This is a genomic window from Sphingomonas sp. Leaf198, from assembly GCF_001424005.1.
Classification (GTDB): domain Bacteria; phylum Pseudomonadota; class Alphaproteobacteria; order Sphingomonadales; family Sphingomonadaceae; genus Sphingomonas.
In genome coordinates this window covers 236,622-257,501 of the sequence record NZ_LMPX01000004.1, presented here as the reverse complement: position 1 = coordinate 257,501, position 20,880 = coordinate 236,622, and the positions used below count along the sequence as shown (strand labels likewise).

The following is a 20,880-nucleotide window of genomic DNA, read 5'->3' as shown; positions in this document are numbered from 1 at the left end:
ATTAGCCGGCCTTGGCGACGCCGACCATGGCGGGACGCAGCAGGCGGTCCTTGATCATGTAGCCCGCCTGCATCTCCTGGACGATCGTACCCGCGGGCTGATCGCTCGGGACTTCCAGCATTGCCTGGTGCTTGTTCGGGTCGAGCATCTGGCCCTCCGCGACGATCTTGGTGATGCCGTGGCGCTGGAACACGCTCTCCAGCTCGCGACCGGTCGCCTCGAGCCCTGTGACGAGCCCCTTCATCTTGTCGTCCGCACGCAAGTCGGCCGGGATCGCCGACAGGCCCCGCGACAGGTTGTCGGCAACCGACAGCACGTCGCGCGCAAACGCCGTCGCGGCATAGGCGCGGGCGTCCTGGGCTTCCTTCTCGGCGCGGCGGCGGACGTTCTGGATCTCGGCCTGCGCGTAGAGGACGTTCTGCTTGGCTTCCGCCAGCTGGTTCTCGAGCTCGGCGACGCGGTCGTTCGAGGCCACTTCGGGCGCGGCCCCGGCTGTTTCCTCACGAAGGCCGGTCTCTTCGCGCAGGTCTGCAGGCGTGTTCTGGTCGATGTCGGACATGGTTTTCCCTATAATTTGGGCCGGCTCAACCCATCAACCGGGCGAGCGTTGCAGCCGTGAAATCCACCATGGGCACGACGCGCGCATAGTTCAACCGCGTCGGGCCTATGACACCGACCACGCCGACCACCCGCCCGTCCAATCCGCGGAACGGCCTGGCGATCACCGAAGACCCTGACAACGCGAACAATTTGGTCTCCGCGCCGATGAAAATCCGCGTCGAATCCCCGGCCCGCGCGCTGTCCAGAAGCGATGCGACTTCCTGCTTTCCCTCGAGATCGTCGAGCAGGTCGCGGACCCGGTCGAGATCGGCGGCGGCGGCGGCGTCGATCAGCCGCCCCTGCCCGCGCACGATCAGCACCGGGCGACGATCCGCATCCTCGCTCCACACCGCGATGCCGCGCTCGACCAGCGTCCGCGCCGCGCCGTCGAGCGCCGCCTGCCCGTCCGCCAGCTCGCGCTCGATCCGGGTCCGCGCATCCGCCAGCGTCAGGCCGCCGAGCGTCGCCGACATGTAATTTCCCGCCTCGACCAGCGCCGACGGCGACATGCCCTTAGGCAGCGCGATCACGCGGTTCTCGACCGAACCGTCCTCGCTGACCAGTACCGCCAGTGCCTGTTCGGGCGACAAAGCCACAAACGCAATCTGGCGCAGCTTCAGCTCGCGCTTGGGGACCATCACCAGCCCTGCGCAGGCCGACAGCCCCGACAGCGCGAGCGTCGTCGCGGCGAGCGCTTCCTCGACCGGACCGCCGACGCCGGCGCGGGCCTCGATCGTCTGGCGCTCCTCGAACGACGGCTCCATCGCCTGCATCATGCCGTCGACGAACAGCCGCAAGCCCCTGTCGGTCGGCATCCGGCCGGCGCTGGTATGCGGGCTGGCAAGCAGGCCAAGGCCTTCCAACTCGCCCATCACGCCGCGAATCGAGGCGGGCGAGAGGCTGAGACCGGTGAGTTGCGCGATCGTCTTCGACCCGACCGGCGTGCCGCTGGCGAGATAGCTGTCGACGACGGCGCGAAAAATGTCGCGCGCGCGATCGGTCAGTTCGGTGACGGGGGGCGTGGCCATCGCTTTGATCTAGGGCGGATCGACGGACGGACAAAGAGGAATGCACCCTCCTCACCCGTCATCCTGACGAAAGTCAGGATCCAGAATAACCGAGGGCTATCCTTCGTGGCTCTGGGTCCTGACTTTCGTCAGGATGACGGGGAAGGCTGGCGAGCGACCAAACGAAAGGCTAGGCAGCGGGCAACCACTCACTCCCGTTAGGATAAGACTATGCGCCCATCCGGCCGCGCCCCAGACCAGATGCGTGCGATCACGATCGAGCCGCGCTTCACCAAGCATGCCGAGGGCTCCGTCCTGATCGGCTTCGGCGACACCAAGGTGCTCGTCACCGCCAGCGTCGAGGAGAAGGTCCCGCCGTTCATGCGCGGCAAGGGCGAAGGCTGGGTGACCGCCGAATACGGCATGCTCCCGCGCGCTACCAACACGCGCAACAACCGCGAAGCCGCCAAGGGCAAGCAGTCGGGCCGCACGCAGGAGATCCAGCGGCTGATCGGGCGTAGCCTTCGCGCCGTCGTCGACCTCAAGCTGCTCGGCGAGCGCCAGATCGTGATCGACTGCGACGTGATCCAGGCGGATGGCGGCACGCGCACCGCGTCGATCTCGGGCGGCTGGGTCGCACTCCGGCTCGCGATCGATGGCTTGCTCGCGAGCGGCAAGCTGACCGCCGACCCGCTGACGCAGAAGGTCGCGGCGATCAGCTGCGGGATTTACCAGGGCAATCCGGTACTCGACCTCGACTATATCGAGGATTCGGGCGCGGATGCGGACGCGAACTTCGTGCTGCTGGAGAACGGCAACATCGCCGAGGCGCAGGCGACCGCCGAGGGCGCGACTTATGACGAGGAGGCGCTGCTCCGCCTGCTGCGTCTCGCGCGGATCGGTTGCACCGACATTTTCGCGGCGCAGGCGAAAGCCGTCGCCAAGTGAGCGGCGAGGGCAAGGAACCGCAGGCGATCCGCAAGCTGCAGCCGGGCAAACTGGTCATCGCCAGCCACAACAAGGGCAAGGTTCGCGAAATTGCGGCGCTTTTGGAAGGACGGGGACTCGAAGTCGTCTCCGCCGCCGAGCTCGATCTGCCGGAGCCCGTCGAGACGGGCACGACCTTCTTCGCGAACGCCGAACTGAAGGCGCGCTCGGCCGCTGACCTGTCGGGCTATCCCGCGCTCGCCGACGATAGCGGGCTCTGCGTCGATGCGCTGGGTGGTGACCCAGGCGTCTACACGGCGGATTGGGCAGAAACCCCCAACGGCCGCGACTGGATGATGGCGATGCAGAAGGTCGAGGACGCGGTCGTCGCCAAGGGTCCGGACGCAACGCGCGGCGCGCACTTCGTCAGCGTGCTGGCGCTGGCATGGCCCGATGGTCACGTCGAATGGTTCGAAGGTCGCGCCGAGGGCACGCTGACCTGGCCGCCGCGCGGCAATGTCGGGTTCGGCTATGACCCCGTGTTCGTGCCGCTGGGCTACGACCAGACCTACGCCGAACTCCCGCACGAGGCGAAGAACGCGATCAGCCATCGAAACGAGGCGTTCAAGCTGCTCGAAGCCGCGGTGTTCTGAGCGGCCAGGCGGGGGAAGCCCCTCGCCGTCCCGTCATCCTGACGAAAGTCAGGATCCAGAGCCATTAAGGGCACCGCCCGTTACTCTGGATCCTGACTTTCGTCAGGATGACGGAGGAGGTGTGCGGATCAGACTGCGATCGCCTGCTTCACCGGCCACGTCACCGCAGGCAGCGCTTCGAACGCCGGTTTCGCCAGCAGATACCCCTGGATGTACCGCACACCGAGCCCCCGCAGCGCCTCGAACTCGCCGAGCGTTTCGACCCCCTCGGCGATCACCGTGATCCCCAGCGCGGTGCACATCCGCAGCATGCCCTCGACGATCATCCGCCGCGGCAGGCTCGTATCGATGTCGCGGATCAGCTCCATGTCGAGCTTGATGATGCCAGGCTGGAACCGCGCGAGCAGATTAAGCCCGGCATGCCCCGCACCGAAATCGTCGAGCGCCGTCCCGAAGCCCATCTTCTGATACGTCGCGATGATGTTCGCGACATGCACAGGATCGAGCATCTCCTCGTTCTCGGTAAACTCGAAGATAAGGCGATCGGTCGGCAACCCGACCGCGCGCGCCGTCTTCAGCGTCAGCTGGATGCACGCCGCCGGCGAATAGACTGCGTTCGGGAGGAAATTGATCGACAGCCGCGCGGGCGTATCGAGCAGCCCGGCCTTCACCGACGCCGCGATCGCACGCACCCGGCATTGCTGGTCGAACGCGTAGAGGTTCTCCGCATCGACCTGGCAGAGCACGCTCGCCGCCGACTGCCCCTCGGGCCCGCGCACCAGCGCTTCATAGGCGAAGACGGTCTCGGTCTCGATATCGACAATCGGCTGGAACGCCATCGAGAAGCCGAAGGTCAGGCCAGCGCCGTCGCGGCAACCGGCACAACCACCGGAACGCGGCACATCAGAATGAGATGGTGAGGTCATTAAGCCAGGTTAACCTAGGTCCACTTAAGAAAGTGCGACCGCCACCGCGGTCATCGCTTGCTCCAGATCAATACGCACGCTCGCCAACGACATTTCCCGGCGGTGAATAGCGACAGACGAGATAGTCGTCGGTCGTGTTGCTCGCCATCGCGCAGCCGACCTGCGTTGAGCCGCGCCAGACGATCTGCGTGTAGTGCGCGACGTCCTCGAAATTGCCGGTGCGGCTGAACCCGGGGGTCGGCATGTTAATGAAATCGCGCTTCTCCGCGACCCAGTGGCCCATCATCTCGGTGTACGCGTACGCATAGCGCGTGCCGGTCCACAGATTTTCGCCCTCGCGCGTCATGCCCTGCGGCTGCGGTGCGTGCGCGAACTTCCGGGTCCGCGCCATCTGCTCGGCATAGACACGCGCGGTAGTCGCCAGCGTATCGCTCCACGTCAACGGCGCAACGCCGACCGCGGCCCGCGCGGCGTTGTGGCCGTCGATCATCGCCGCCTTGAGCAGCGCCGCCCCGCGGGGGGCCGGCTTCATCGTATCGCGGCGCTCGACGACGCGTTCCGGACCCTGTGCACACCCCGCGATCGCAAGCATCGCGGCAAGCGCCCAACCCAACCGTGCAGTCATTGCGCTTCCTTCGGCCGCCCCGTGCGACCATATGCGCCAGATAATGCCCGTCTTCGAAACACCAAGCCCCGACGCTCCTCCAGCGGGCGATCTCGCGCTCTACGTCCATTGGCCGTTCTGCGTATCGAAATGCCCGTATTGCGACTTCAACAGCCATGTTCGCGAGGAGGTGGATCAGGCTGCGTGGCGCGCCGCACTCCTGACCGATCTCGCACACGAGGCGAGGGTATTGCCGGGGCGGAAACTGCAGTCGATCTTCTTCGGCGGCGGCACCCCGTCGCTGATGCCGCCGTCGACCGTCGCTGCGGTGCTGGATGCGGCGGAAAAGGCTTGGGGGTTCGCGGAAGGAATCGAGATCACGCTGGAGGCGAACCCCTCCTCGGTTGAAGCCGCGCGGTTCGCCGACCTGGCGCGCGCCGGGGTGAACCGGGTGTCGCTAGGACTGCAATCGCTCGACGACCAGGCTTTGAAGTTTCTCGGCCGCGCGCATGATGTGAACGAGGGACAGGCCGCGCTCGCCACCGCGCAAAGCGTGTTTCCCCGCGTCAGTTTCGACCTGATCTATGCGCTGCCGGGCCAGCGGCTCGACGACTGGCGCGCCGAACTCGCGCGCGCGCTCAGTCTCGGGACCGAGCATCTATCGCTGTACCAGTTGACGATCGAAGCGGGCACACGGTTCGCGACCGAAGCGCTCGCGGGCCGGATCGTGATCCCGGACGGCGACTCGGCGGCCGACCTGTTCGAGGCGACGCGCGCGGATACCGCAGCCGCGGGGCTGCCGGCGTACGAGACGTCGAACCACGCGCGGCCGGGGTCGGAGAGCCGCCACAATCTCGCATACTGGCGCTATCAGGATTACGCGGGGATCGGCCCCGGCGCTCATGGGCGTCGCGGCGGACTGGCGACGGTGCGGCGGAAAAAGCCGGAGAACTGGCTGGCGGCGATCGAACGCAATGGCCACGGCATGGAGGTCGAGGACCCGCTGACCCCCTCGACGCGAGCGACCGAGGCGTTGTTGATGGGATTGCGGCTTGCCGAAGGGGTCGACCTCGACCGGATTACCGCGCTGAACGCGGGTGTCATGCCGGTGAATCTGGCTGCGGTGGCTCGGCTTGAGGAGTTGGGGCTGATCGCACACACGCCGAGCCGATTGCGGGTTACCGAGGCCGGCGCCCTACTCCTCGACGCGATCCTGCCGGAGATCGTTACCGCCTAATTTTTTCACCCGCGAAGGCGGGTGCCCAGACTGGGCAGCCGCCTTCGCGGGTGAACAAGTTTACTTCCCGAACCCGGCCGGCGCGGGCGAAACCACCGTCGTCGTACCCCCTCGGATTTCCTTCACCTCCAGCGCGCGCTCGGCGACGTTGTCCTTGCCGAAGCGGAAGGCACCATCGATGCCGGCGAAGCCATCGCCGTCGCGCAGGCGTTTCACCGGGAACGGCGTGCCGGGCTTCCAGTCGCGCGCGATGCGGACCGTCAGCAGCACCGAATCATAGCCGAGGCTCGACAAGCGGTATGGCCCTGCCCCGAACCGCGCGCGGTATTTGGCCGCGTATTGACGGTACAGCGTATCGGAGACGCTGGCGTACCATGCGCCCGACAGCGCTGGCTTGGCGGCGATCCCCGCGTCGGAGTTCCAGAGTTCGGTGCCGAGGATGCGCGTCGTCGCGCCACTGCCGCGCTTGACCATCGCCGCCGCCGAAGCTGCGGTGGCGCCACCGTCGGCGATCAGGACCGCGTCATAAGGCGCTTTCGCCGCGAGCCGCGTGACCGCGCCGGAAATGCCACCAGGTCCCCGCGCGTAGGTCTGAAGCGAGACGACCTGACCGCCCGCACCTTCGACCGCGCGGAGGAACGCGGTCGATGCGCGTTCGCCGTACAGCCCGTTCGGGACGAGCCCGGCAAAGTTGCTGACGCCGCGCTCCTTCGCGAAATCGACGACGCGCGCGATCGACTGGGTCGGGACATAGCCCATCAGATACGCACCGTCGCCCGCGACGCCGAGATCGTTGGAGAAGCTCAGCACCGGGATGTTCGCGGCGCGCGCGATCGGCGCGACGGCGCGGACGTCGTCGGCGAGCAGCGGCCCGAGGATCAGCTGCGCGCCCTCGGCGATCGCGCGCTGCGCGGCGGCGGCGGCACCGGTCGCGGTGTCGTAGTTGGTGATGCGGACGCGCTGGTTCTGCGTATCCAGCAGGGCCAGCATCGTCGCGTTGGCGATCGAGGTACCGACGCCCGCGTTGCTGCCCGACAGCGGCACTAGCAGCGCGACGCGGTTACGCTCGGCATCGCGCGGAATACCGGTCTCGACGCCGATGTTGGGGTGATCGGCAGGGCGCGTGGTCGGGCGCTGCTGCGACGGCTCGACGGGGCCGCGCGGCACGATCGTCTGGCACGCGCCGAGCAGACACGCTGCGGCAAGCGTCGCCCAACGACCGATGGCCCCTCGTCGCATGGTACGTGTCGATTGCCCTATCGTCGTCGCGTCTGCCATGACCGTCCCCATGAACCCTGAAACTCTTCTCGATCCCGGCCTCTACATCGTCGCGACCCCGATCGGCAATCTTGGCGATCTGTCGCCGCGCGCCGCCGACATCCTCCGCCGCGCCGACGTGATCGCGGTCGAGGACAGCCGCGTGACCGCCGGGCTGCTCCGCCACATCGGCACGAAGACGCCGATGGTGCCGTATCACGATCACAGCGCGGAGGGGGTCCGACCCGCCCTGATCGCGCGGATGGCGACGCAGGCGGTGGCACTGGTGTCGGATGCGGGGACGCCGCTGATCTCGGACCCGGGGTTCAAGCTGGTGCGCGACGCGCGGGCGGCGGGGCATCTGGTGGTGACGATTCCGGGGCCGTGTGCGGCGGTGGCGGCGCTGACGCTGGCGGGGCTGCCGACCGACCGGTTCCTGTTCGTGGGATTCCTGCCGTCGAAGATGCACGCGCGGGCGGAGGCGATCGCGGAGGTGGCGACGATCCGCGCGACTCTGGTGATGTACGAGTCGGGGCCGCGGCTGGGGGCATGCCTCGCGGCGCTGGCGGAGGGGCTCGGCGACCGCGAGGCGGCCGTGACGCGCGAGATCAGCAAGAAGTTCGAGGAGGCGGTGACGGGGACGCTCTCGACGCTTGCCGCGCGCTATGCGGATGCGCCGCCCAGGGGCGAGATCGTGATCGTCGTCGCACCGCCGGGGGAGGCGCCGCCGGCTAGTGTCGAGGACGGTGACGCGGCGCTGATCGAAGCGCTAACGCGTTTGTCGACCGGGCAGGCTGCGAGTGAGGTGGCGAAGAAGCTCGGGCTCGATCGCAAGGCGCTCTACGCTCGGGCGCTGGAGTTGAAGCCCAAGCCCTGATCTCCCCTCCCGCTTGCGGGAGGGGTCGGGGGAGGGCATGCCATGGACGTGCCGCCCCCGCCCTCCCCTAGCCCCTCCCGCAAGCGGAAGGGGAACACGCTCGACCGCCAGGTTGCGGAAGCTACCGGCCGTCGCGGCGAGCGCCTCGCCGGATGGTGGTTGCGCCTCAAGGGCTGGAGCATCCTCGATCGCCGGGTCCGCACGCCCGCCGGCGAGGTCGACCTCGTCGCCCGAAAGGGAAACCTCGTCGCCTTCGTCGAGGTAAAAACCCGCGCGACCGCCGCCGAACTCGACTTCGCGATCGACGAACGCCGCCTCGCCCGTGTCGCGGCGGCGGCGGAATATCTGATGCCGCGCTATGCCGGACCCGGCGACGACATCCGCGTCGACGTGATCCTGCTCGCCCCCGGCACCCGCCCGCGCCATATCGAGAATGCCTGGATCGGGTGATGCCTCGACCGTTCGTGGCGAAACCTCGCAAAGCTTCCGTCATCCTGACGAAAGTCAGGATCCAGAGCCACTAAGGCATGCCCTCAATTACCCTGGATCCTGACTTTCGTCAGGATGACGGGGCTGATTGAAGCGACGCCGCCCGGTGACTTCACGTCCGCCCGCGCCTACATGCGCTCGACCGAACAGAAGGAAGACGCATGAGCATCACCGTCGCCGTCCAGATGGACCCGCTCGACAGCATCAACATCGCCGGCGATTCGACCTTCGCGCTAATGCTGTCCGCGCAGGACCGTGGCCACAAGCTCTTCCAATACTCCGCCGAGGACCTGAACTACCGCGACGGCAAGGTCTGGGCGAAGGCGCATCCGGTCACCGTGCAGCGCGTCGTCGGCGATCACTTCAGCGTCGGCGAACCCGTCAACCTCGATCTCGGCGACGAGGCGGACGTCGTGCTGATGCGCCAGGATCCACCGTTCGATCTCGGCTATATCACCGCGACGCACCTGCTCGAGCGGATCGCCGACAAAACGCTCGTCGTGAACGACCCCGCGCAGGTCCGGAATGCGCCCGAGAAGGTGTTCGTGCTCGACTATCCGCAGTTCATGCCGCCGACGCTCGTCACGCGCTCGCTCGACGAGGCGCGGAAATTCCTCGCCGAGCACGGCGCGATCGTCATCAAGCCGCTGCACGGCAATGGCGGCAAGGCGATCTTCAAGGTCGAGTCGGACGGCGCGAACCTGTCGGCGCTGATGGAGGTTTTCAACATGACGTGGCGCGAGCCGCACATGGTGCAGGCGTTCCTCCCCGACGTCGCGAAGGGCGACAAGCGGATCGTGCTGATCGACGGCGAGGTCGCGGGTGCGATCAATCGCCTGCCCGGCGAAGGCGAGATCCGTTCGAACCTCGCGGTCGGCGGCTCGGCGGAGAAGTCGGTGCTGACCGACAAGGAGCGCGAGATCTGCGCGGTGCTCGGGCCGGAGCTGAAGAAGCGCGGGCTGCTGTTCGTGGGGATCGACGTGATCGGTGGCACGTGGCTTACCGAGATCAACGTGACCTCGCCGACCGGGATAGTCGCGATCTCGAACTTCGATGGGACCGATGTTGCCGGCATGATCTGGGATGCGATCGAGGCGAAGGTCGCGGCGCGGTAGGCGGACAGGATACCACCCCGGCGAAGGCCGGGGCCCAATTGGCAGGGTCGCGGTAACGGAGCGCCGTCCTCCGTGATAACCGTCCCCCAATTGGGCCCCGGCCTTCGCCGGGGTGGTGTGATGTCGACGGAACACATCCGGCATCCCGGCAGTATGTGATACCCATGACCGAATTCATCCTCGATCTCATCGCCTGGGGCGGATATTTCGGTATCTTCCTGTTGATGGCACTAGAGAATATCGTGCCGCCGGTGCCGTCCGAAGTCATCATGGGGCTAGGCGGCATGGCCGTCGCGCGCGGCGACATGAGCGTCGTGCCGCTGATCGCCTGGGGCACCGCGGGCTCGGTCGTCGGCAACTACTTCTGGTATTATATCGGCCGCAACATCGGCTACGAGCGCTTCCGCCCGTTCATCGAGCGCAACGGCCGCTGGCTGACGATGGAATGGTCCGACGTCGAGAAGATCCACCGCTTCTTCATGAAGCGCGGCGGCTGGGTGATCTTCGTGTTCCGGTTCATGCCGACGTTCCGCACGGTCATCTCGCTGCCCGCGGGGATGACTTGCATGCCGATCTGGCAGTTCGTGATCTGGACGGCAGCCGGCAGCGCGATCTGGAACACCGTACTAGCCTATGCCGGCATCCTGCTGGGCTCGCATTTCGAGGAACTCGATCGCTATGTCGGGCCCGTCGCGGTCGCCACCTTCGTCGTAATCATCATCGGCTATGGCTGGCGCGTGCTGACCTGGAAACCCAAGGGCTAAACGCCGCCATGCGGGTGCGCGTTGCGGTACACATCCATCAAATGCGCGGCATCGACCTGCGTATAGATCTGCGTCGAACTCAGGCTCGCATGCCCCAGCAACTCCTGCAGCGCGCGCAGGTCCGCCCCCCGCCCCAGCAGATGCGTCGCGAAACTATGCCGCAGCGCATGCGGCGTCGTCCGATCGCCCAGCCCGAGCCGCGCGCGCGCGCCGCGCACCGAGCGCCGTACCACCACCGCCGACAGCGGCCCGCCCTTCGCGCCCCGGAACAGCGGCGCGTCGGGGGCGATCGGCCACGGCGTCTGCGCGACATACGCCTCGATCGCCGCGCGCACCTTGGGCAGCAGCGGCACCATCCGCGCCTTCGACCGCTTGCCCGTGACCACCAGCGTCTCGCCGAGCGGCACAATCGCTCCCGGCAACGCGAGCGCCTCGCCGATCCGCAGCCCCGCACCGTATAGCAGCAACAGCACCGCCCAATCCCGCGCGCCAATCCACGGCTCGGCGGCATCCTCGGCGACGTCTTCGGCAAGCGCGATCGCCTCGCCCGGAGAGATCGGTCGCGGCAGGCCCTTCTTCACGCGCGGCCCCCGGATCCGCGGCTGCTCCGCGCCGTCGTTGGCCCAGGCCAGGAAGCCCCGCACCGCGGACAACTCGCGCGCCGCCGATGCGTTGCCGAGCCCCGAGTCCCGACGATATGCCAGATACGCGCGCAGATCGGCGGCGGTCACGCGCGCCAGCGTCGCGCGCTCGACACGCTGGCCCCAATGATCGATCAGAAATGCCGTCAGGCGTTCCGCCGACGCCTGATAGGCCCGCACCGTGTGCACCGACCGTCGCCGATCTCGCGTCAAATGATCCGCCCAGAGCATCGACGGCGGCAGGTCTGTCGTGGTCCCCATGATCGACACTAACCTGCTCCAGCAGCAAAGGAAAATTAACATACCTTGGGTATCCAACAGCCATGTCGCCGAAAGACCTCGTCACAAACGCATTCGCAGACGAAAAACGGCGCGTTGCCGCACTCCATGCGCTAGCGCTGCTCGATAGCGCACCCGAACGCGAGTTCGATGCGCTCGTCGAACTCGCCGCCGAGATGCTCGGATGCCCGACCGCGTTGATGACCCTCGTCGATAGCGACCGGCTGTGGATCAAGGCCGCGGCCGGCGGCGAACGCGGCGAGATCAGCCGCGACATCGGCATGTGCGCGTACACGATCCAGAACGAAGCCCCCCTCGTGATCGAAAACCTCGACACCGATTCGCGGTTCGTGGAAAACCCGCTGGTGCTGGCGGATCACGGCGCGCGTTTCTACGCAGGAGCGGCGATCCATGCGGTCGACGATCGCGGCGAGCGTCATGCGATCGGCTCGATCTGCGTCATCGATTCGGTGCCGCGCAGCTTGAACGACGCAGGCCGTCGCGCGCTCACGCATCTCGCGACGCTGGCCGAGGTGACCGTCGCGGCACGGTCGGCCGCGCATCAGGCGATCGCGATCGCGACCACCGCGGACCGACAGGCCGCGACGCTCGCGCGGCAGGATCGTATCTTTCGCCAGGCCGAGCGGATGGCGGCGATTGGATCGTGGCGGACCTCGCTCGATCACCAGCATCTGGACTGGTCGGACGGCGTCTTTCACATCTACGGCCTGCCGGTCGGCCCGGTGCCGGAGATGGAGGTCGCGATGGCGTTCTATCCGCCCCATGCCCGGGACATACTGAGCGCGTGTCTCACGACGACGTTGGAAACCGGCATACCGTTCGACATCGAGGTCGACTTCACCACCGCCCAGGGCGAGCCGCGACGCGTCCGCGTGCTGGGCGAACTCGAGGACGACGCGGGTACGACCATCGGGTTCGTCGGCGTTTTCCAGGACGTGACCGAACGCTATGCGCTCGAATTGAACCTGCGCCGATCCGCCGACACCGATTCGCTCACCGGAATATCCAACCGCGCGGCATTCGATCGGGCGCTCGACGCCGCGATGACCCGTTCGCACACCGACGGCACGCCGCTGCTGCTCGCACTCATCGACCTCGATGGGTTCAAGGCGATCAACGACACGCTCGGCCACACCTCGGGTGACGACGTGCTGCGTGCGGTCGGCGAGATATTGCAGGCCCCCTGGCTCAAGCAGAGCTTTGCCGCGCGGCTGGGCGGCGACGAATTCGGACTGCTGATCGAGGATCCGGGTCTGACCGCAACGCCCGGCTACATCAGTGCGCGACTGGAGGAAGCGCTGCGCTTTCCGATTGCACTGAACGGTCTGGCGATGATCAGCGCCGGGACGGTCGGGATCACCGCGCTGGAGCCGGATTGCCATGCGATCCGCGACTTCATCCACAAGGCCGATACGATCCTCTACAAGGCGAAGCGCGCGCGGGTCGGCGAACGCCGCCGGGGCGGCGATCGCCGGGCTGCCGCCTGACACTTGACGCCATCAAGTCGGTACCTGCTTAGACGGTTCACGTGGAGTCGATCTGTCCCCATATACGGGTACGATGTCGTCCCGCGCCCGTGTCCTGATCCTCAACGCTGCCCTCGGGCCGCTCGACTACCGCGTGCCCGCCGGCATGAGCGTCGAGCCGGGTTCGGTCGTGGTCGCGCCGCTGGGGCCACGGCAGTTGCTCGGCGTGGTGTGGGAAGCGGAGCGGATGCCGTCCGATGCCGAGGTCGGCGACAATCGGCTGCGCAACCTGCTCGCGGTTGCCGACGTACCGCCACTGGGTGCACCGCTGCGGCGGCTGGTGGAGTGGACGGCGGATTATTACCTCGCGCCCGCGGCGTCGGTGTTGCGGATGACGTTGGCGTCAACGTCGGCACTGGAAGGCGCGCGGACCGCTGTCGAGTATCGTGCGACCGGCGTCGTGCCGCCCCGCCTGACCCCGCAGCGCGAGCAGGCGCTGGAGCGGATCGGCGATCGCCAGGGCCTGATCCGCGAACTCGCCACCTCCGCCGACGTCAGCGACGCGGTGATCCGGGGGCTGGTGAAGGTGGGTGCGATCAAGGCGGTGGAGGTCAGCCTGGATAGCCCCTACCCCGTGCCCGATCCAGCGCATCACGAGCCGACGCTGTCGGACGATCAGCGCGCGGCTGCGGACGCGCTAGTCGCGGGGGTGGCGGAACATGCGTTCCACCCGACGTTGCTCGACGGGGTCACCGGCTCGGGCAAGACGGAAGTGTATTTCGAGGCGGTCGCGCAGGCGATCCGCGACGGTCGCCAAACACTCGTCCTGCTACCCGAAATCGCGTTGACCGAGCCGTTCCTGAAGCGCTTCCATGATCGGTTCGGCTGCGAGCCGATCGCGTGGCATTCGGGGCTGCGCTCGACCCAGCGCCGTAGGGCTTGGCGAGCGATCGCGAGCGGCGAGGCATTGGTGACGGTGGGTGCACGCTCCGCGCTGTTCCTGCCGTACCGCGATCTCGGGCTGATCGTCGTCGACGAGGCGCACGAGACCAGCTTCAAACAGGAAGAGGGCGTGCATTATCACGCGCGCGACGTCGCCGTGATGCGCGGCAAGTTCGAGGGGTGTCCTGTCATCCTCGCCTCCGCCACGCCCGCGATCGAGACTCGGCAACAGGTCGTGACCGGGCGGTATGCGGAGCTGAAGCTGCCCGGTCGGTTCGGCGCGGCGGAGATGCCGACGATCGAGCCGATCGACCTGATCAAGGAACCGCCCGAGCGCGGCCGCTGGCTCGCCCCGCGGCTCGTCAAGGCGATGCAGGAAACGCTGGAGCGGCGCGAGCAATCGCTGCTGTTCCTCAACCGCCGCGGCTATGCGCCGCTCACGCTATGCCGGACCTGTGGCCACCGGTTCCAGTGTCCGAACTGCACCGCGTGGATGGTAGAGCATCGCCTGACGCGGCGGCTGGCCTGCCACCATTGCGGCCACATCGAACCGACCCCGCGCGTCTGTCCAGAGTGCAAGGGCGAGGACACGCTCGTCGCCTGCGGGCCGGGAGTCGAACGGATCGCCGACGAGGTGACCGCGCTGTTTCCCGAGGCGAAGACGGCCGTGGTGACCTCGGACACAATCTGGTCGCCCGCCAAGGCGGCGGAGTTCGTCGGGCGGATGGAGGCGGGAGATATCGACATCGTCGTCGGCACGCAGCTCGTGACGAAGGGCTATCACTTCCCGAACCTTACCTTGGTGGGCGTTGTCGATGCGGATCTCGGACTGGACGGCGGCGACCTGCGCGCGGCGGAGCGCACGTTCCAGCAGATCCGGCAGGTGTCGGGGCGCGCGGGGCGCGGCGAGAAGCCGGGGCACGTGTTCATCCAGACGCATAGCCCCGGCGCGCAGGTCATGCAGGCGCTCATCACCGGCGACGCAGATGCGTTCTACGCGGCGGAGACGGACGCGCGGAAGGACGCAGGCGCGCCGCCGTTCGGGCGGTACGCGGCGATCGTGGTGTCGTCGGAGGACCAGTCTTGCGCGCACGATACCGCCAAGCTGGTGGGGCGGAGTGCACCCGAGGTCGAGGGGATGCACGTTTACGGCCCCGCGCCGGCGCCACTGGCGATGTTGCGGGGGCGACATCGGTATCGGCTGCTGGTCCATGCGCGGCGCGCGCTGGATGTGCAGGATGTGATCCGGGAATGGTTGGGGAAGCTGGACTGGCCGTCGAAGGTCCGTGTGACGGTGGACGTCGACCCGTACAACTTCTTGTAGCGGCTGGCGGTCGCGCCCCCCCTCCCGTCATCCTGACGAAAGTCAGGATCCAGGGTAACAGAGGGTGGCGTTGCGTGGCTCTGGATCCTGACTTTCGTCAGGATGACGGACAAGGCGGCAGGCGGGTGCCCAGTCTGGACCCACGCCTTCGCGGGGAAACACGTTTGTTAGGTACGCTTACTCGCCTGCATGTTCGGCAAGCACCGTCAAGCCCTTGGCGTTGACCTCGGCGAAACCGCCCTTGATCGCGATGACCTCGGGAGTGCCGTTCTGCGTGCGGTATACCTGCACGCCGCCGTCGCGGACCGTCGACATGAAGGGCGCGTGGCCTTCGAGGACACCGAAATCGCCTTCGGTGCCGGGGACGACGACCATGTAGACCTCCTCCGAGCGGACGAGCTTTTCTGGCGTGACGAGTTCGAAATGCAGCATCTTGTTCGCCTTCTCCCTCTCCCCGKMGGGGAGAGGGAGCTAAAAAGGCTTAAGCCTCGGAAGCCATCTTCTCGGCCTTGGCGACGGCTTCGTCGATGCCGCCGACCATGTAGAACGCGGCCTCGGGGAGGTGATCATACTCGCCCTCGACCACCGCCTTGAACGACCGGACCGTGTCCTCCAGCTGGACGAACTTGCCGCTGATGCCGGTGAAGACCTCCGCGACGTGGAACGGCTGGCTCAGGAACTTCTGGATCTTACGCGCACGCTGGACGGTGAGCTTATCCTCTTCCGACAGCTCGTCCATGCCGAGAATCGCGATGATGTCCTGAAGCGACTTGTACTTCTGCAAGGTCGACTGAACGGCGCGCGCGGTGTCGTAATGCTCCTGGCCGACGACACGTGGCTCGAGCAGACGCGAGGTCGAATCGAGCGGATCGACCGCCGGGTAGATGCCCAGCTCCGAGATCGCACGGTTGAGGTTGGTCGTCGCATCGAGATGCGCGAACGACGTCGCCGGCGCCGGATCGGTAAGATCGTCAGCCGGCACGTACACGGCCTGCACCGAGGTGATCGACCCCTTGTTGGTCGACGTGATGCGCTCCTGCAGCGCGCCCATGTCGGTCGACAGCGTCGGCTGATAGCCCACCGCCGACGGGATGCGGCCGAGCAGTGCCGAAACCTCTGCGCCCGCCTGCGTGAAGCGGAAGATGTTGTCGACGAAGAACAGCACGTCCTGGCCTTCGACGTCGCGGAAATACTCGGCGATCGTCAGGCCCGACAGCGCGACGCGGGCGCGTGCGCCTGGCGGCTCGTTCATCTGGCCGAACACAAGCGCGACCTTCGAACCCTCCGACTGCGGATTGCCGTCGGCGTCCTTGGCGATGACGCCCGCGTCAAGGAACTCGTGGTACAGATCGTTACCCTCACGGGTACGCTCGCCTACCCCTGCGAACACCGAGGTGCCGCCGTGGCCCTTGGCGATGTTGTTGATCAGTTCCTGGATCAGCACGGTCTTGCCGACGCCGGCGCCGCCGAACAGGCCGATCTTGCCGCCCTTCGCATACGGCGCGAGCAGATCGATGACCTTGATGCCGGTGACGAGGATCGCGCTCTCGGTCGACTGGTCGACGAACAGCGGTGCCGAAGCGTGGATCGGGGCGGTCGTCTCTGCGCCGACCGGGCCACGCTCGTCGATCGGCTCGCCGATGACGTTGAGGATGCGGCCGAGCGTCTTCGGGCCGACCGGCACGCGGATCTGCGAGCCGGTATCGGTGACGGTCTGGCCGCGGGTCAGACCCTCGGTGGCATCCATCGCGATCGTGCGAACCGTGTTTTCGCCGAGATGCTGCGCGACTTCGAGGACGAGACGGTTGCCGTTATTGTCGGTTTCGAGCGCCGACAGAATGGCGGGCAAATTGTCGGGGAAATGCACGTCGACGACGGCACCGATCACCTGCGAGATGCGGCCGGTGTTGTTCGTGGCCTTCGAGCTGCCCTCGGTCGGGCGGATGTCTTCAGCGGCGGTTGCCATCACACTATCCTTGGGTCTTGTTGTTGGCCGGGCTGGTAGCCGGAGAACGGGTAAAAGTCACGTCCACGCGCGCCGGCGTGGTGTTGGTAGCAGGGACGATCGCGACCTTGGCAGGCGCCGCATCGAGCGGCTGGCCGAGACGGATCGCCCGCAAGAGGTCGGGCGACGCCTTGATCTTGAAGCGGCCGAGAAACTCGCCGACGGTCTGCGCGAGCCGCATCCGTGCGGTGGTCGCGTCGACCGGGTCGGTCAGCGTCAACGTGTAGGCCACGGTCTCGATCGCCGCAGCGGTCTTGCCGGTAACAGCGACCGAGGTCGTGTTGGGCTTGGCCGCGTTGGAATTGGAGAACATTCGCGGCTGGCCGGTCGCGATGAAGCCACCGTCCTTCGCCGCATACTCGCCCAGCGCGAAACCCGCCTGGTTGATCGCGCCGACCGTTTCCTGCGGCGCGCCGAACAGCCGATCCCAGCCCGACAGCGTCGCGACGGACGCGGTCTGCGCCGCCTCCTGCTCGCGCACCGACGGTGCCGGCTTGCCGCAGCCAGCCAGCATCACGGTAAGGGTCAGGGCGACCGCGACCTTCATTTCAGCGCTTCGGCACCCGAGATGATCTCGACCAGCTCGGTCGTGATCGCAGCCTGACGCGTGCGGTTATACTGGATCGAGAGACGCGTGATCATGTCGCCGGCATTGCGCGTGGCGTTGTCCATCGCGTTCATGCGCGAACCCTGCTCCGACGCGGCGTTTTCGAGCAGCGCGCGGAAAATCTGGATCGCGACGTTGCGCGGCAGGAGATCGGCGAGGATCGCTTCCTCATCGGGTTCATACTCGACCACGGCTTCGGCGGGCGCGTTCGGCTTGGCCTCGGCACCCGGGATCGTCGACAACGGAATCGGGACGATCTGGATACCGGTCGGGACCTGCACCAGCGCCGACACGAACTTCGCGTAGAACAGGTGTGCGACGTCGAACTGACCTTCGCCGAAGCGCTTGATCAGGTCTTCGGAGATTTCCTGCGCATCGCTGAACGCGAGCCGCTTGATCTGGCCCATCTCGTGATCGGCGAGGATGTCGTTCGGGAAGAAGCGCTTGATCACGCGCCCCTTCTTGCCGGCGACGTAGAACTTCACGGTCTTGCCGGCCGCGATCAGCTCCTCGGCCTTGCGACGCGCCGCGCGGACGATGTTGGTGTTGAACGCACCCGCGAGGCCGCGCTCCGACGTCGCGATGACGATCAGGTGGACCTGGTCCTTGCCGGTCCCCGCGAGCAGCGGCGACGCGCCCGGCGCGATGCCGACGCGCCCCGCGAGGCTCGCCATCACCGCTTCGAGACGCTCGGCATACGGACGCCCGGCAACCGCCGCGTCCTGCGCACGGCGCAGCTTCGCGGCGGCGACCATCTTCATCGCCTTGGTGATCTTCTGCGTCGACTTCACCGAGCCGATGCGGATCTTGAGGGCCTTAAGGCTCGCCATTCTCGTTCCCTTGTTCCCCCGCGAAGGCGGGGGCCCAGTCTGGGTCCCCGCCTTCGCGGGGACACAAGTTATTTATGCAAACGTCTTAGCGAACGCTTCGAGCGCTGCCTTCAGCTTGTCCTTCGCCTCGTTACCCAAATCGCGGGTATCGCGGATCAGCTTCAGCACGTCGGCATGGTTCGCACGCATGTCGGCCAGCAGCGCCTGCTCGTAGCGGGTCACGTCAGCGACCGGCACCTTGTCGAGATAGCCGCTGGTGCCGGCGAAGATCGACACGGTCTGCTCTTCGAACGGCAGCGGCGAGAACTGCGCCTGCTTCAGCAGCTCGGTCAACCGAGCACCACGGTTGAGCAGCTTCTGCGTCGACGCATCGAGATCCGACCCGAACTGCGCGAACGCCGCCATCTCGCGGTACTGCGCCAGCTCGAGCTTGATCGAGCCCGACACCTTCTTCATCGCCTTGGTCTGTGCGGCCGAACCGACGCGGCTCACCGACAGGCCGACGTTGATCGCCGGACGCACGCCCGAGAAGAACAGGTCGGTCTCGAGGAAGATCTGGCCGTCGGTGATCGAGATCACGTTGGTCGGGATGTACGCCGAAACGTCGCCCGCCTGCGTCTCGATGATCGGCAGCGCGGTCAGCGAGCCGCCGCCGTTCGCGTCCGACATCTTCGCCGCACGTTCGAGCAGGCGGCTGTGCAGATAGAACACGTCGCCCGGATACGCCTCACGGCCCGGAGGACGACGCAGCAGCAGCGACATCTGGCGGTACGCGACGGCCTGCTTCGACAGATCGTCGTAGCAGATCAGTGCGTGCATGCCGCGATCGCGGAAATACTCGCCCATCGCGACGCCGGTGTAGGGCGCGAGATACTGGAGCGGTGCGGGGTCCGACGCGGTCGCGGCGATCACGATGGTGTATTCCATCGCGCCATTCTCTTCGAGCGTCTTGACCAGCTGTGCGACGGTCGAGCGCTTCTGGCCGATCGCGACATAGACGCAATACAGCTTCTTCGACTCGTCGTCGCCGGCGTTGGCGATCTTCTGGTTGATGAACGCGTCGATCGCGACGGCGGACTTGCCGGTCTGGCGATCGCCGATGATCAGCTCGCGCTGGCCACGGCCGACGGGAACGAGGGCGTCAATCGCCTTCAGGCCCGTCTGGACCGGCTCGCTGACCGACTGGCGCGGGATGATGCCCGGCGCCTTCACTTCGACGCGGCTGCGCTCGGTCGTGTGGATCGGGCCCTTGCCGTCGATCGGGTTGCCGAGGCCGTCGACCACGCGGCCGAGCAGCTCCTTGCCGATCGGCACGTCGACGATCGTGCCGGTGCGCTTGACGATGTCGCCTTCCTTGATCTCGGAATCGCTCCCGAAGATCACGACGCCGACGTTATCGGCCTCGAGGTTGAGCGCCATGCCCTGCACGCCGTTCGAGAATTCGACCATCTCGCCGGCCTGGACGTTGTCGAGGCCGAAGATGCGCGCGATGCCGTCGCCGACGCTCAGCACCTGGCCGGTCTCGCTGACCTGGGCCTCGGTGCCGAAATTGGCGATCTGATCCTTGATGATCTTCGAGATTTCTGCGGCGCGGATATCCATTAGCTTAGCCCTTCATCGCGTGCGCGAGAGTGTTGAGACGCGTCTTGATCGACGAATCGATCATCTGGCTGCCGACGCGGACGACGAGTCCACCCAGCAACGATGGGTCGACGCTGAGGTCGACGGAAACTTCACGGCCGACGCGCTGGCGGAGCTGATGCTTCAGCTCGATCACCTGCTCGTCGGTCAGCGGATGCGCGGACGTCACTTCGGCTGCGATCTCGCCGCGATGCTGCGCGGCAAGTGTCCGGAATGCCTTGATGATCTTCGGCAGCGCGCCCAGCCGGTGGTTCTCGGCGAGGACGCCGAGGAAGCTCTTGGTGGTCGCATCGACACCGAGCGCGTCGGCGACCGCGGAGACCGCCTTCACCGCGGCGCCACGCGACACCATCGGACTCACCGTCAGATTGCGGAAGTCCTCGGACTGGGCGAGTGCGTCGCGCACGTTCGCCAGGCTCGACTCGACCGCATCGATCGTCTTCGCGTCACGCGCGAGTTCGAACAGGGCCAGCGCATAACGCCCGCCTAAGCTCGCCTGAATACCGCCGGATGTCTCCACGGAACCTCTATCCTCGCCTGCAACGAATAACCGACCCAAAGGAAGAGAGGGCGCGAAAGCACCTCTCCTGGGACGCGGCGCGGTTAGCATCGGGTTGTCGGATTGGCAACCCGGCGGGAGGATCGTGGGGACGGGTTTGTGACTGTTT

The 20,880-nt window shown here is 66.7% G+C and carries 21 protein-coding genes; 9 read left to right on the top strand and 12 right to left on the bottom strand.

Going from position 1 to position 20,880, the window contains the following annotated elements; translation table 11 throughout:
- Position 1: 1 nt before the first annotated feature.
- The gene (grpE, locus tag ASG20_RS16530) at positions 2-559 is read right to left on the bottom strand and encodes a nucleotide exchange factor GrpE (RefSeq protein ID WP_056055366.1); all 558 of its coding nucleotides are present in this window, start codon (positions 557-559) and stop codon (positions 2-4) included.
- A gap of 25 nt (positions 560-584) precedes the next feature.
- Entirely contained in the window at positions 585-1,628 is a 1,044-nt protein-coding gene (gene hrcA, locus ASG20_RS16525) for a heat-inducible transcriptional repressor HrcA (RefSeq protein WP_056055363.1), read from the bottom strand.
- A 210-nt stretch (positions 1,629-1,838) separates the two neighbouring features.
- Between hrcA and rph the strand changes: the two genes are divergently transcribed.
- Together rph and rdgB are read left to right on the top strand one after the other, a co-directional pair.
- A complete protein-coding gene (rph, locus tag ASG20_RS16520) occupies positions 1,839-2,555 on the top strand; it encodes a ribonuclease PH (protein WP_056055360.1) in 717 nt (238 codons plus the stop codon).
- Positions 2,552-3,187: an RdgB/HAM1 family non-canonical purine NTP pyrophosphatase gene (rdgB, locus tag ASG20_RS16515; RefSeq protein WP_056055357.1), complete on the top strand. Its 636-nt coding sequence runs from the start codon at positions 2,552-2,554 to the stop codon at positions 3,185-3,187. Before rph ends, rdgB begins: the two co-directional genes overlap by 4 nt.
- Positions 3,188-3,315: 128 nt before the next feature.
- On the opposite strand, the gene ASG20_RS16510 is transcribed toward rdgB, so the two are convergent.
- Together ASG20_RS16510 and ASG20_RS16505 are read right to left on the bottom strand one after the other, a co-directional pair.
- Positions 3,316-4,026, bottom strand: a complete 711-nt coding sequence (locus ASG20_RS16510) for an EAL domain-containing protein (RefSeq protein ID WP_056055354.1) — start codon at positions 4,024-4,026, stop codon at positions 3,316-3,318.
- A 154-nt stretch (positions 4,027-4,180) separates the two neighbouring features.
- On the bottom strand, positions 4,181-4,738 hold the full coding sequence (locus ASG20_RS16505; RefSeq protein WP_056055350.1) for a CAP domain-containing protein: 558 nt from the start codon (positions 4,736-4,738) through the stop codon (positions 4,181-4,183).
- A gap of 43 nt (positions 4,739-4,781) precedes the next feature.
- Between ASG20_RS16505 and hemW the strand changes: the two genes are divergently transcribed.
- Positions 4,782-5,954 (top strand): radical SAM family heme chaperone HemW, encoded by a 1,173-nt coding sequence (hemW, locus tag ASG20_RS16500; RefSeq protein ID WP_056056025.1) that lies wholly within the window; start codon positions 4,782-4,784, stop codon positions 5,952-5,954.
- Between the two features lie 60 nt (positions 5,955-6,014).
- Here hemW and ASG20_RS16495 read toward each other — a convergent pair whose 3' ends face one another.
- Entirely contained in the window at positions 6,015-7,193 is a 1,179-nt protein-coding gene (locus ASG20_RS16495; protein ID WP_231420856.1) for a penicillin-binding protein activator, read from the bottom strand.
- Positions 7,194-7,242: 49 nt separating this feature from the next.
- On the opposite strand from ASG20_RS16495, the gene rsmI reads away from it, so the two are divergent.
- The 4 genes from rsmI to ASG20_RS16475 all read left to right on the top strand — a co-directional run bounded on the left by rsmI (position 7,243) and on the right by ASG20_RS16475 (position 10,456).
- Entirely contained in the window at positions 7,243-8,088 is an 846-nt protein-coding gene (gene rsmI / locus ASG20_RS16490) for a 16S rRNA (cytidine(1402)-2'-O)-methyltransferase (RefSeq protein ID WP_156364396.1), read from the top strand.
- A 42-nt stretch (positions 8,089-8,130) separates the two neighbouring features.
- Complete coding sequence (locus ASG20_RS16485) at positions 8,131-8,538, top strand: YraN family protein (protein WP_056055343.1); 408 nt, start codon at positions 8,131-8,133, stop codon at positions 8,536-8,538.
- 200 nt (positions 8,539-8,738) lie between these two features.
- Positions 8,739-9,692, top strand: a complete 954-nt coding sequence (gene gshB / locus ASG20_RS16480) for a glutathione synthase (RefSeq protein ID WP_056055340.1) — start codon at positions 8,739-8,741, stop codon at positions 9,690-9,692.
- A gap of 164 nt (positions 9,693-9,856) precedes the next feature.
- On the top strand, positions 9,857-10,456 hold the full coding sequence (locus ASG20_RS16475; protein ID WP_056055335.1) for a DedA family protein: 600 nt from the start codon (positions 9,857-9,859) through the stop codon (positions 10,454-10,456).
- On the opposite strand, the gene ASG20_RS16470 is transcribed toward ASG20_RS16475, so the two are convergent.
- A complete protein-coding gene (locus ASG20_RS16470) occupies positions 10,453-11,358 on the bottom strand; it encodes a tyrosine recombinase XerC (protein WP_231420855.1) in 906 nt (301 codons plus the stop codon). The two genes, ASG20_RS16475 and ASG20_RS16470, sit on opposite strands and share 4 nt — an antisense overlap.
- Before the next feature lie 62 nt (positions 11,359-11,420).
- Here ASG20_RS16470 and ASG20_RS16465 point away from each other — a divergent pair, with 62 nt between their 5' ends.
- Positions 11,421-12,884 (top strand): diguanylate cyclase domain-containing protein, encoded by a 1,464-nt coding sequence (locus tag ASG20_RS16465; protein WP_056055332.1) that lies wholly within the window; start codon positions 11,421-11,423, stop codon positions 12,882-12,884.
- A 73-nt stretch (positions 12,885-12,957) separates the two neighbouring features.
- Complete coding sequence (locus ASG20_RS16460) at positions 12,958-15,129, top strand: primosomal protein N' (RefSeq protein ID WP_056055330.1); 2,172 nt, start codon at positions 12,958-12,960, stop codon at positions 15,127-15,129.
- Between the two features lie 177 nt (positions 15,130-15,306).
- Here ASG20_RS16460 and ASG20_RS16455 read toward each other — a convergent pair whose 3' ends face one another.
- The 6 genes from ASG20_RS16455 to ASG20_RS16430 all read right to left on the bottom strand — a co-directional run bounded on the left by ASG20_RS16455 (position 15,307) and on the right by ASG20_RS16430 (position 20,732).
- Positions 15,307-15,561: an ATP synthase F1 subunit epsilon gene (locus ASG20_RS16455; RefSeq protein WP_056055328.1), complete on the bottom strand. Its 255-nt coding sequence runs from the start codon at positions 15,559-15,561 to the stop codon at positions 15,307-15,309.
- Between the two features lie 49 nt (positions 15,562-15,610).
- Positions 15,611-17,095, bottom strand: a complete 1,485-nt coding sequence (atpD, locus tag ASG20_RS16450; RefSeq protein ID WP_056055325.1) for a F0F1 ATP synthase subunit beta — start codon at positions 17,093-17,095, stop codon at positions 15,611-15,613.
- A 4-nt stretch (positions 17,096-17,099) separates the two neighbouring features.
- On the bottom strand, positions 17,100-17,681 hold the full coding sequence (locus ASG20_RS16445) for a hypothetical protein (protein WP_056055322.1): 582 nt from the start codon (positions 17,679-17,681) through the stop codon (positions 17,100-17,102).
- Positions 17,678-18,571 carry a F0F1 ATP synthase subunit gamma gene (locus tag ASG20_RS16440; RefSeq protein WP_056055319.1) on the bottom strand — a complete coding sequence of 298 codons (894 nt, stop codon included), beginning with the start codon at positions 18,569-18,571 and terminating at the stop codon, positions 17,678-17,680. Before ASG20_RS16440 ends, ASG20_RS16445 begins: the two co-directional genes overlap by 4 nt.
- Before the next feature lie 72 nt (positions 18,572-18,643).
- Positions 18,644-20,173, bottom strand: a complete 1,530-nt coding sequence (gene atpA / locus ASG20_RS16435) for a F0F1 ATP synthase subunit alpha (RefSeq protein ID WP_055873607.1) — start codon at positions 20,171-20,173, stop codon at positions 18,644-18,646.
- A gap of 4 nt (positions 20,174-20,177) precedes the next feature.
- A complete protein-coding gene (locus tag ASG20_RS16430; RefSeq protein WP_056055316.1) occupies positions 20,178-20,732 on the bottom strand; it encodes a F0F1 ATP synthase subunit delta in 555 nt (184 codons plus the stop codon).
- Between the last annotated feature and the right edge of the window lie 148 nt (positions 20,733-20,880).

Bases quoted from the DNA above. Each gene is read 5' to 3' on its own strand.
- grpE (WP_056055366.1), bottom strand. From the start codon at position 559: ATGTCCGACATCGACCAGAACACGCCTGCAGACCTGCGCGAAGAGACC.
- hrcA (WP_056055363.1), bottom strand. From the start codon at position 1,628: ATGGCCACGCCCCCCGTCACCGAACTGACCGATCGCGCGCGCGACATT.
- rph (WP_056055360.1), top strand. From the start codon at position 1,839: ATGCGCCCATCCGGCCGCGCCCCAGACCAGATGCGTGCGATCACGATC.
- ASG20_RS16510 (WP_056055354.1), bottom strand. From the start codon at position 4,026: ATGGCGTTCCAGCCGATTGTCGATATCGAGACCGAGACCGTCTTCGCC.
- ASG20_RS16505 (WP_056055350.1), bottom strand. From the start codon at position 4,738: ATGACTGCACGGTTGGGTTGGGCGCTTGCCGCGATGCTTGCGATCGCG.
- hemW (WP_056056025.1), top strand. From the start codon at position 4,782: ATGCCCGTCTTCGAAACACCAAGCCCCGACGCTCCTCCAGCGGGCGAT.
- ASG20_RS16495 (WP_231420856.1), bottom strand. From the start codon at position 7,193: ATGCGACGAGGGGCCATCGGTCGTTGGGCGACGCTTGCCGCAGCGTGT.
- rsmI (WP_156364396.1), top strand. From the start codon at position 7,243: ATGAACCCTGAAACTCTTCTCGATCCCGGCCTCTACATCGTCGCGACC.
- ASG20_RS16485 (WP_056055343.1), top strand. From the start codon at position 8,131: ATGGACGTGCCGCCCCCGCCCTCCCCTAGCCCCTCCCGCAAGCGGAAG.
- gshB (WP_056055340.1), top strand. From the start codon at position 8,739: ATGAGCATCACCGTCGCCGTCCAGATGGACCCGCTCGACAGCATCAAC.
- ASG20_RS16475 (WP_056055335.1), top strand. From the start codon at position 9,857: ATGACCGAATTCATCCTCGATCTCATCGCCTGGGGCGGATATTTCGGT.
- ASG20_RS16470 (WP_231420855.1), bottom strand. From the start codon at position 11,358: ATGGGGACCACGACAGACCTGCCGCCGTCGATGCTCTGGGCGGATCAT.
- ASG20_RS16465 (WP_056055332.1), top strand. From the start codon at position 11,421: ATGTCGCCGAAAGACCTCGTCACAAACGCATTCGCAGACGAAAAACGG.
- ASG20_RS16460 (WP_056055330.1), top strand. From the start codon at position 12,958: ATGTCGTCCCGCGCCCGTGTCCTGATCCTCAACGCTGCCCTCGGGCCG.
- ASG20_RS16455 (WP_056055328.1), bottom strand. From the start codon at position 15,561: ATGCTGCATTTCGAACTCGTCACGCCAGAAAAGCTCGTCCGCTCGGAG.
- atpD (WP_056055325.1), bottom strand. From the start codon at position 17,095: ATGGCAACCGCCGCTGAAGACATCCGCCCGACCGAGGGCAGCTCGAAG.
- ASG20_RS16445 (WP_056055322.1), bottom strand. From the start codon at position 17,681: ATGAAGGTCGCGGTCGCCCTGACCCTTACCGTGATGCTGGCTGGCTGC.
- ASG20_RS16440 (WP_056055319.1), bottom strand. From the start codon at position 18,571: ATGGCGAGCCTTAAGGCCCTCAAGATCCGCATCGGCTCGGTGAAGTCG.
- atpA (WP_055873607.1), bottom strand. From the start codon at position 20,173: ATGGATATCCGCGCCGCAGAAATCTCGAAGATCATCAAGGATCAGATC.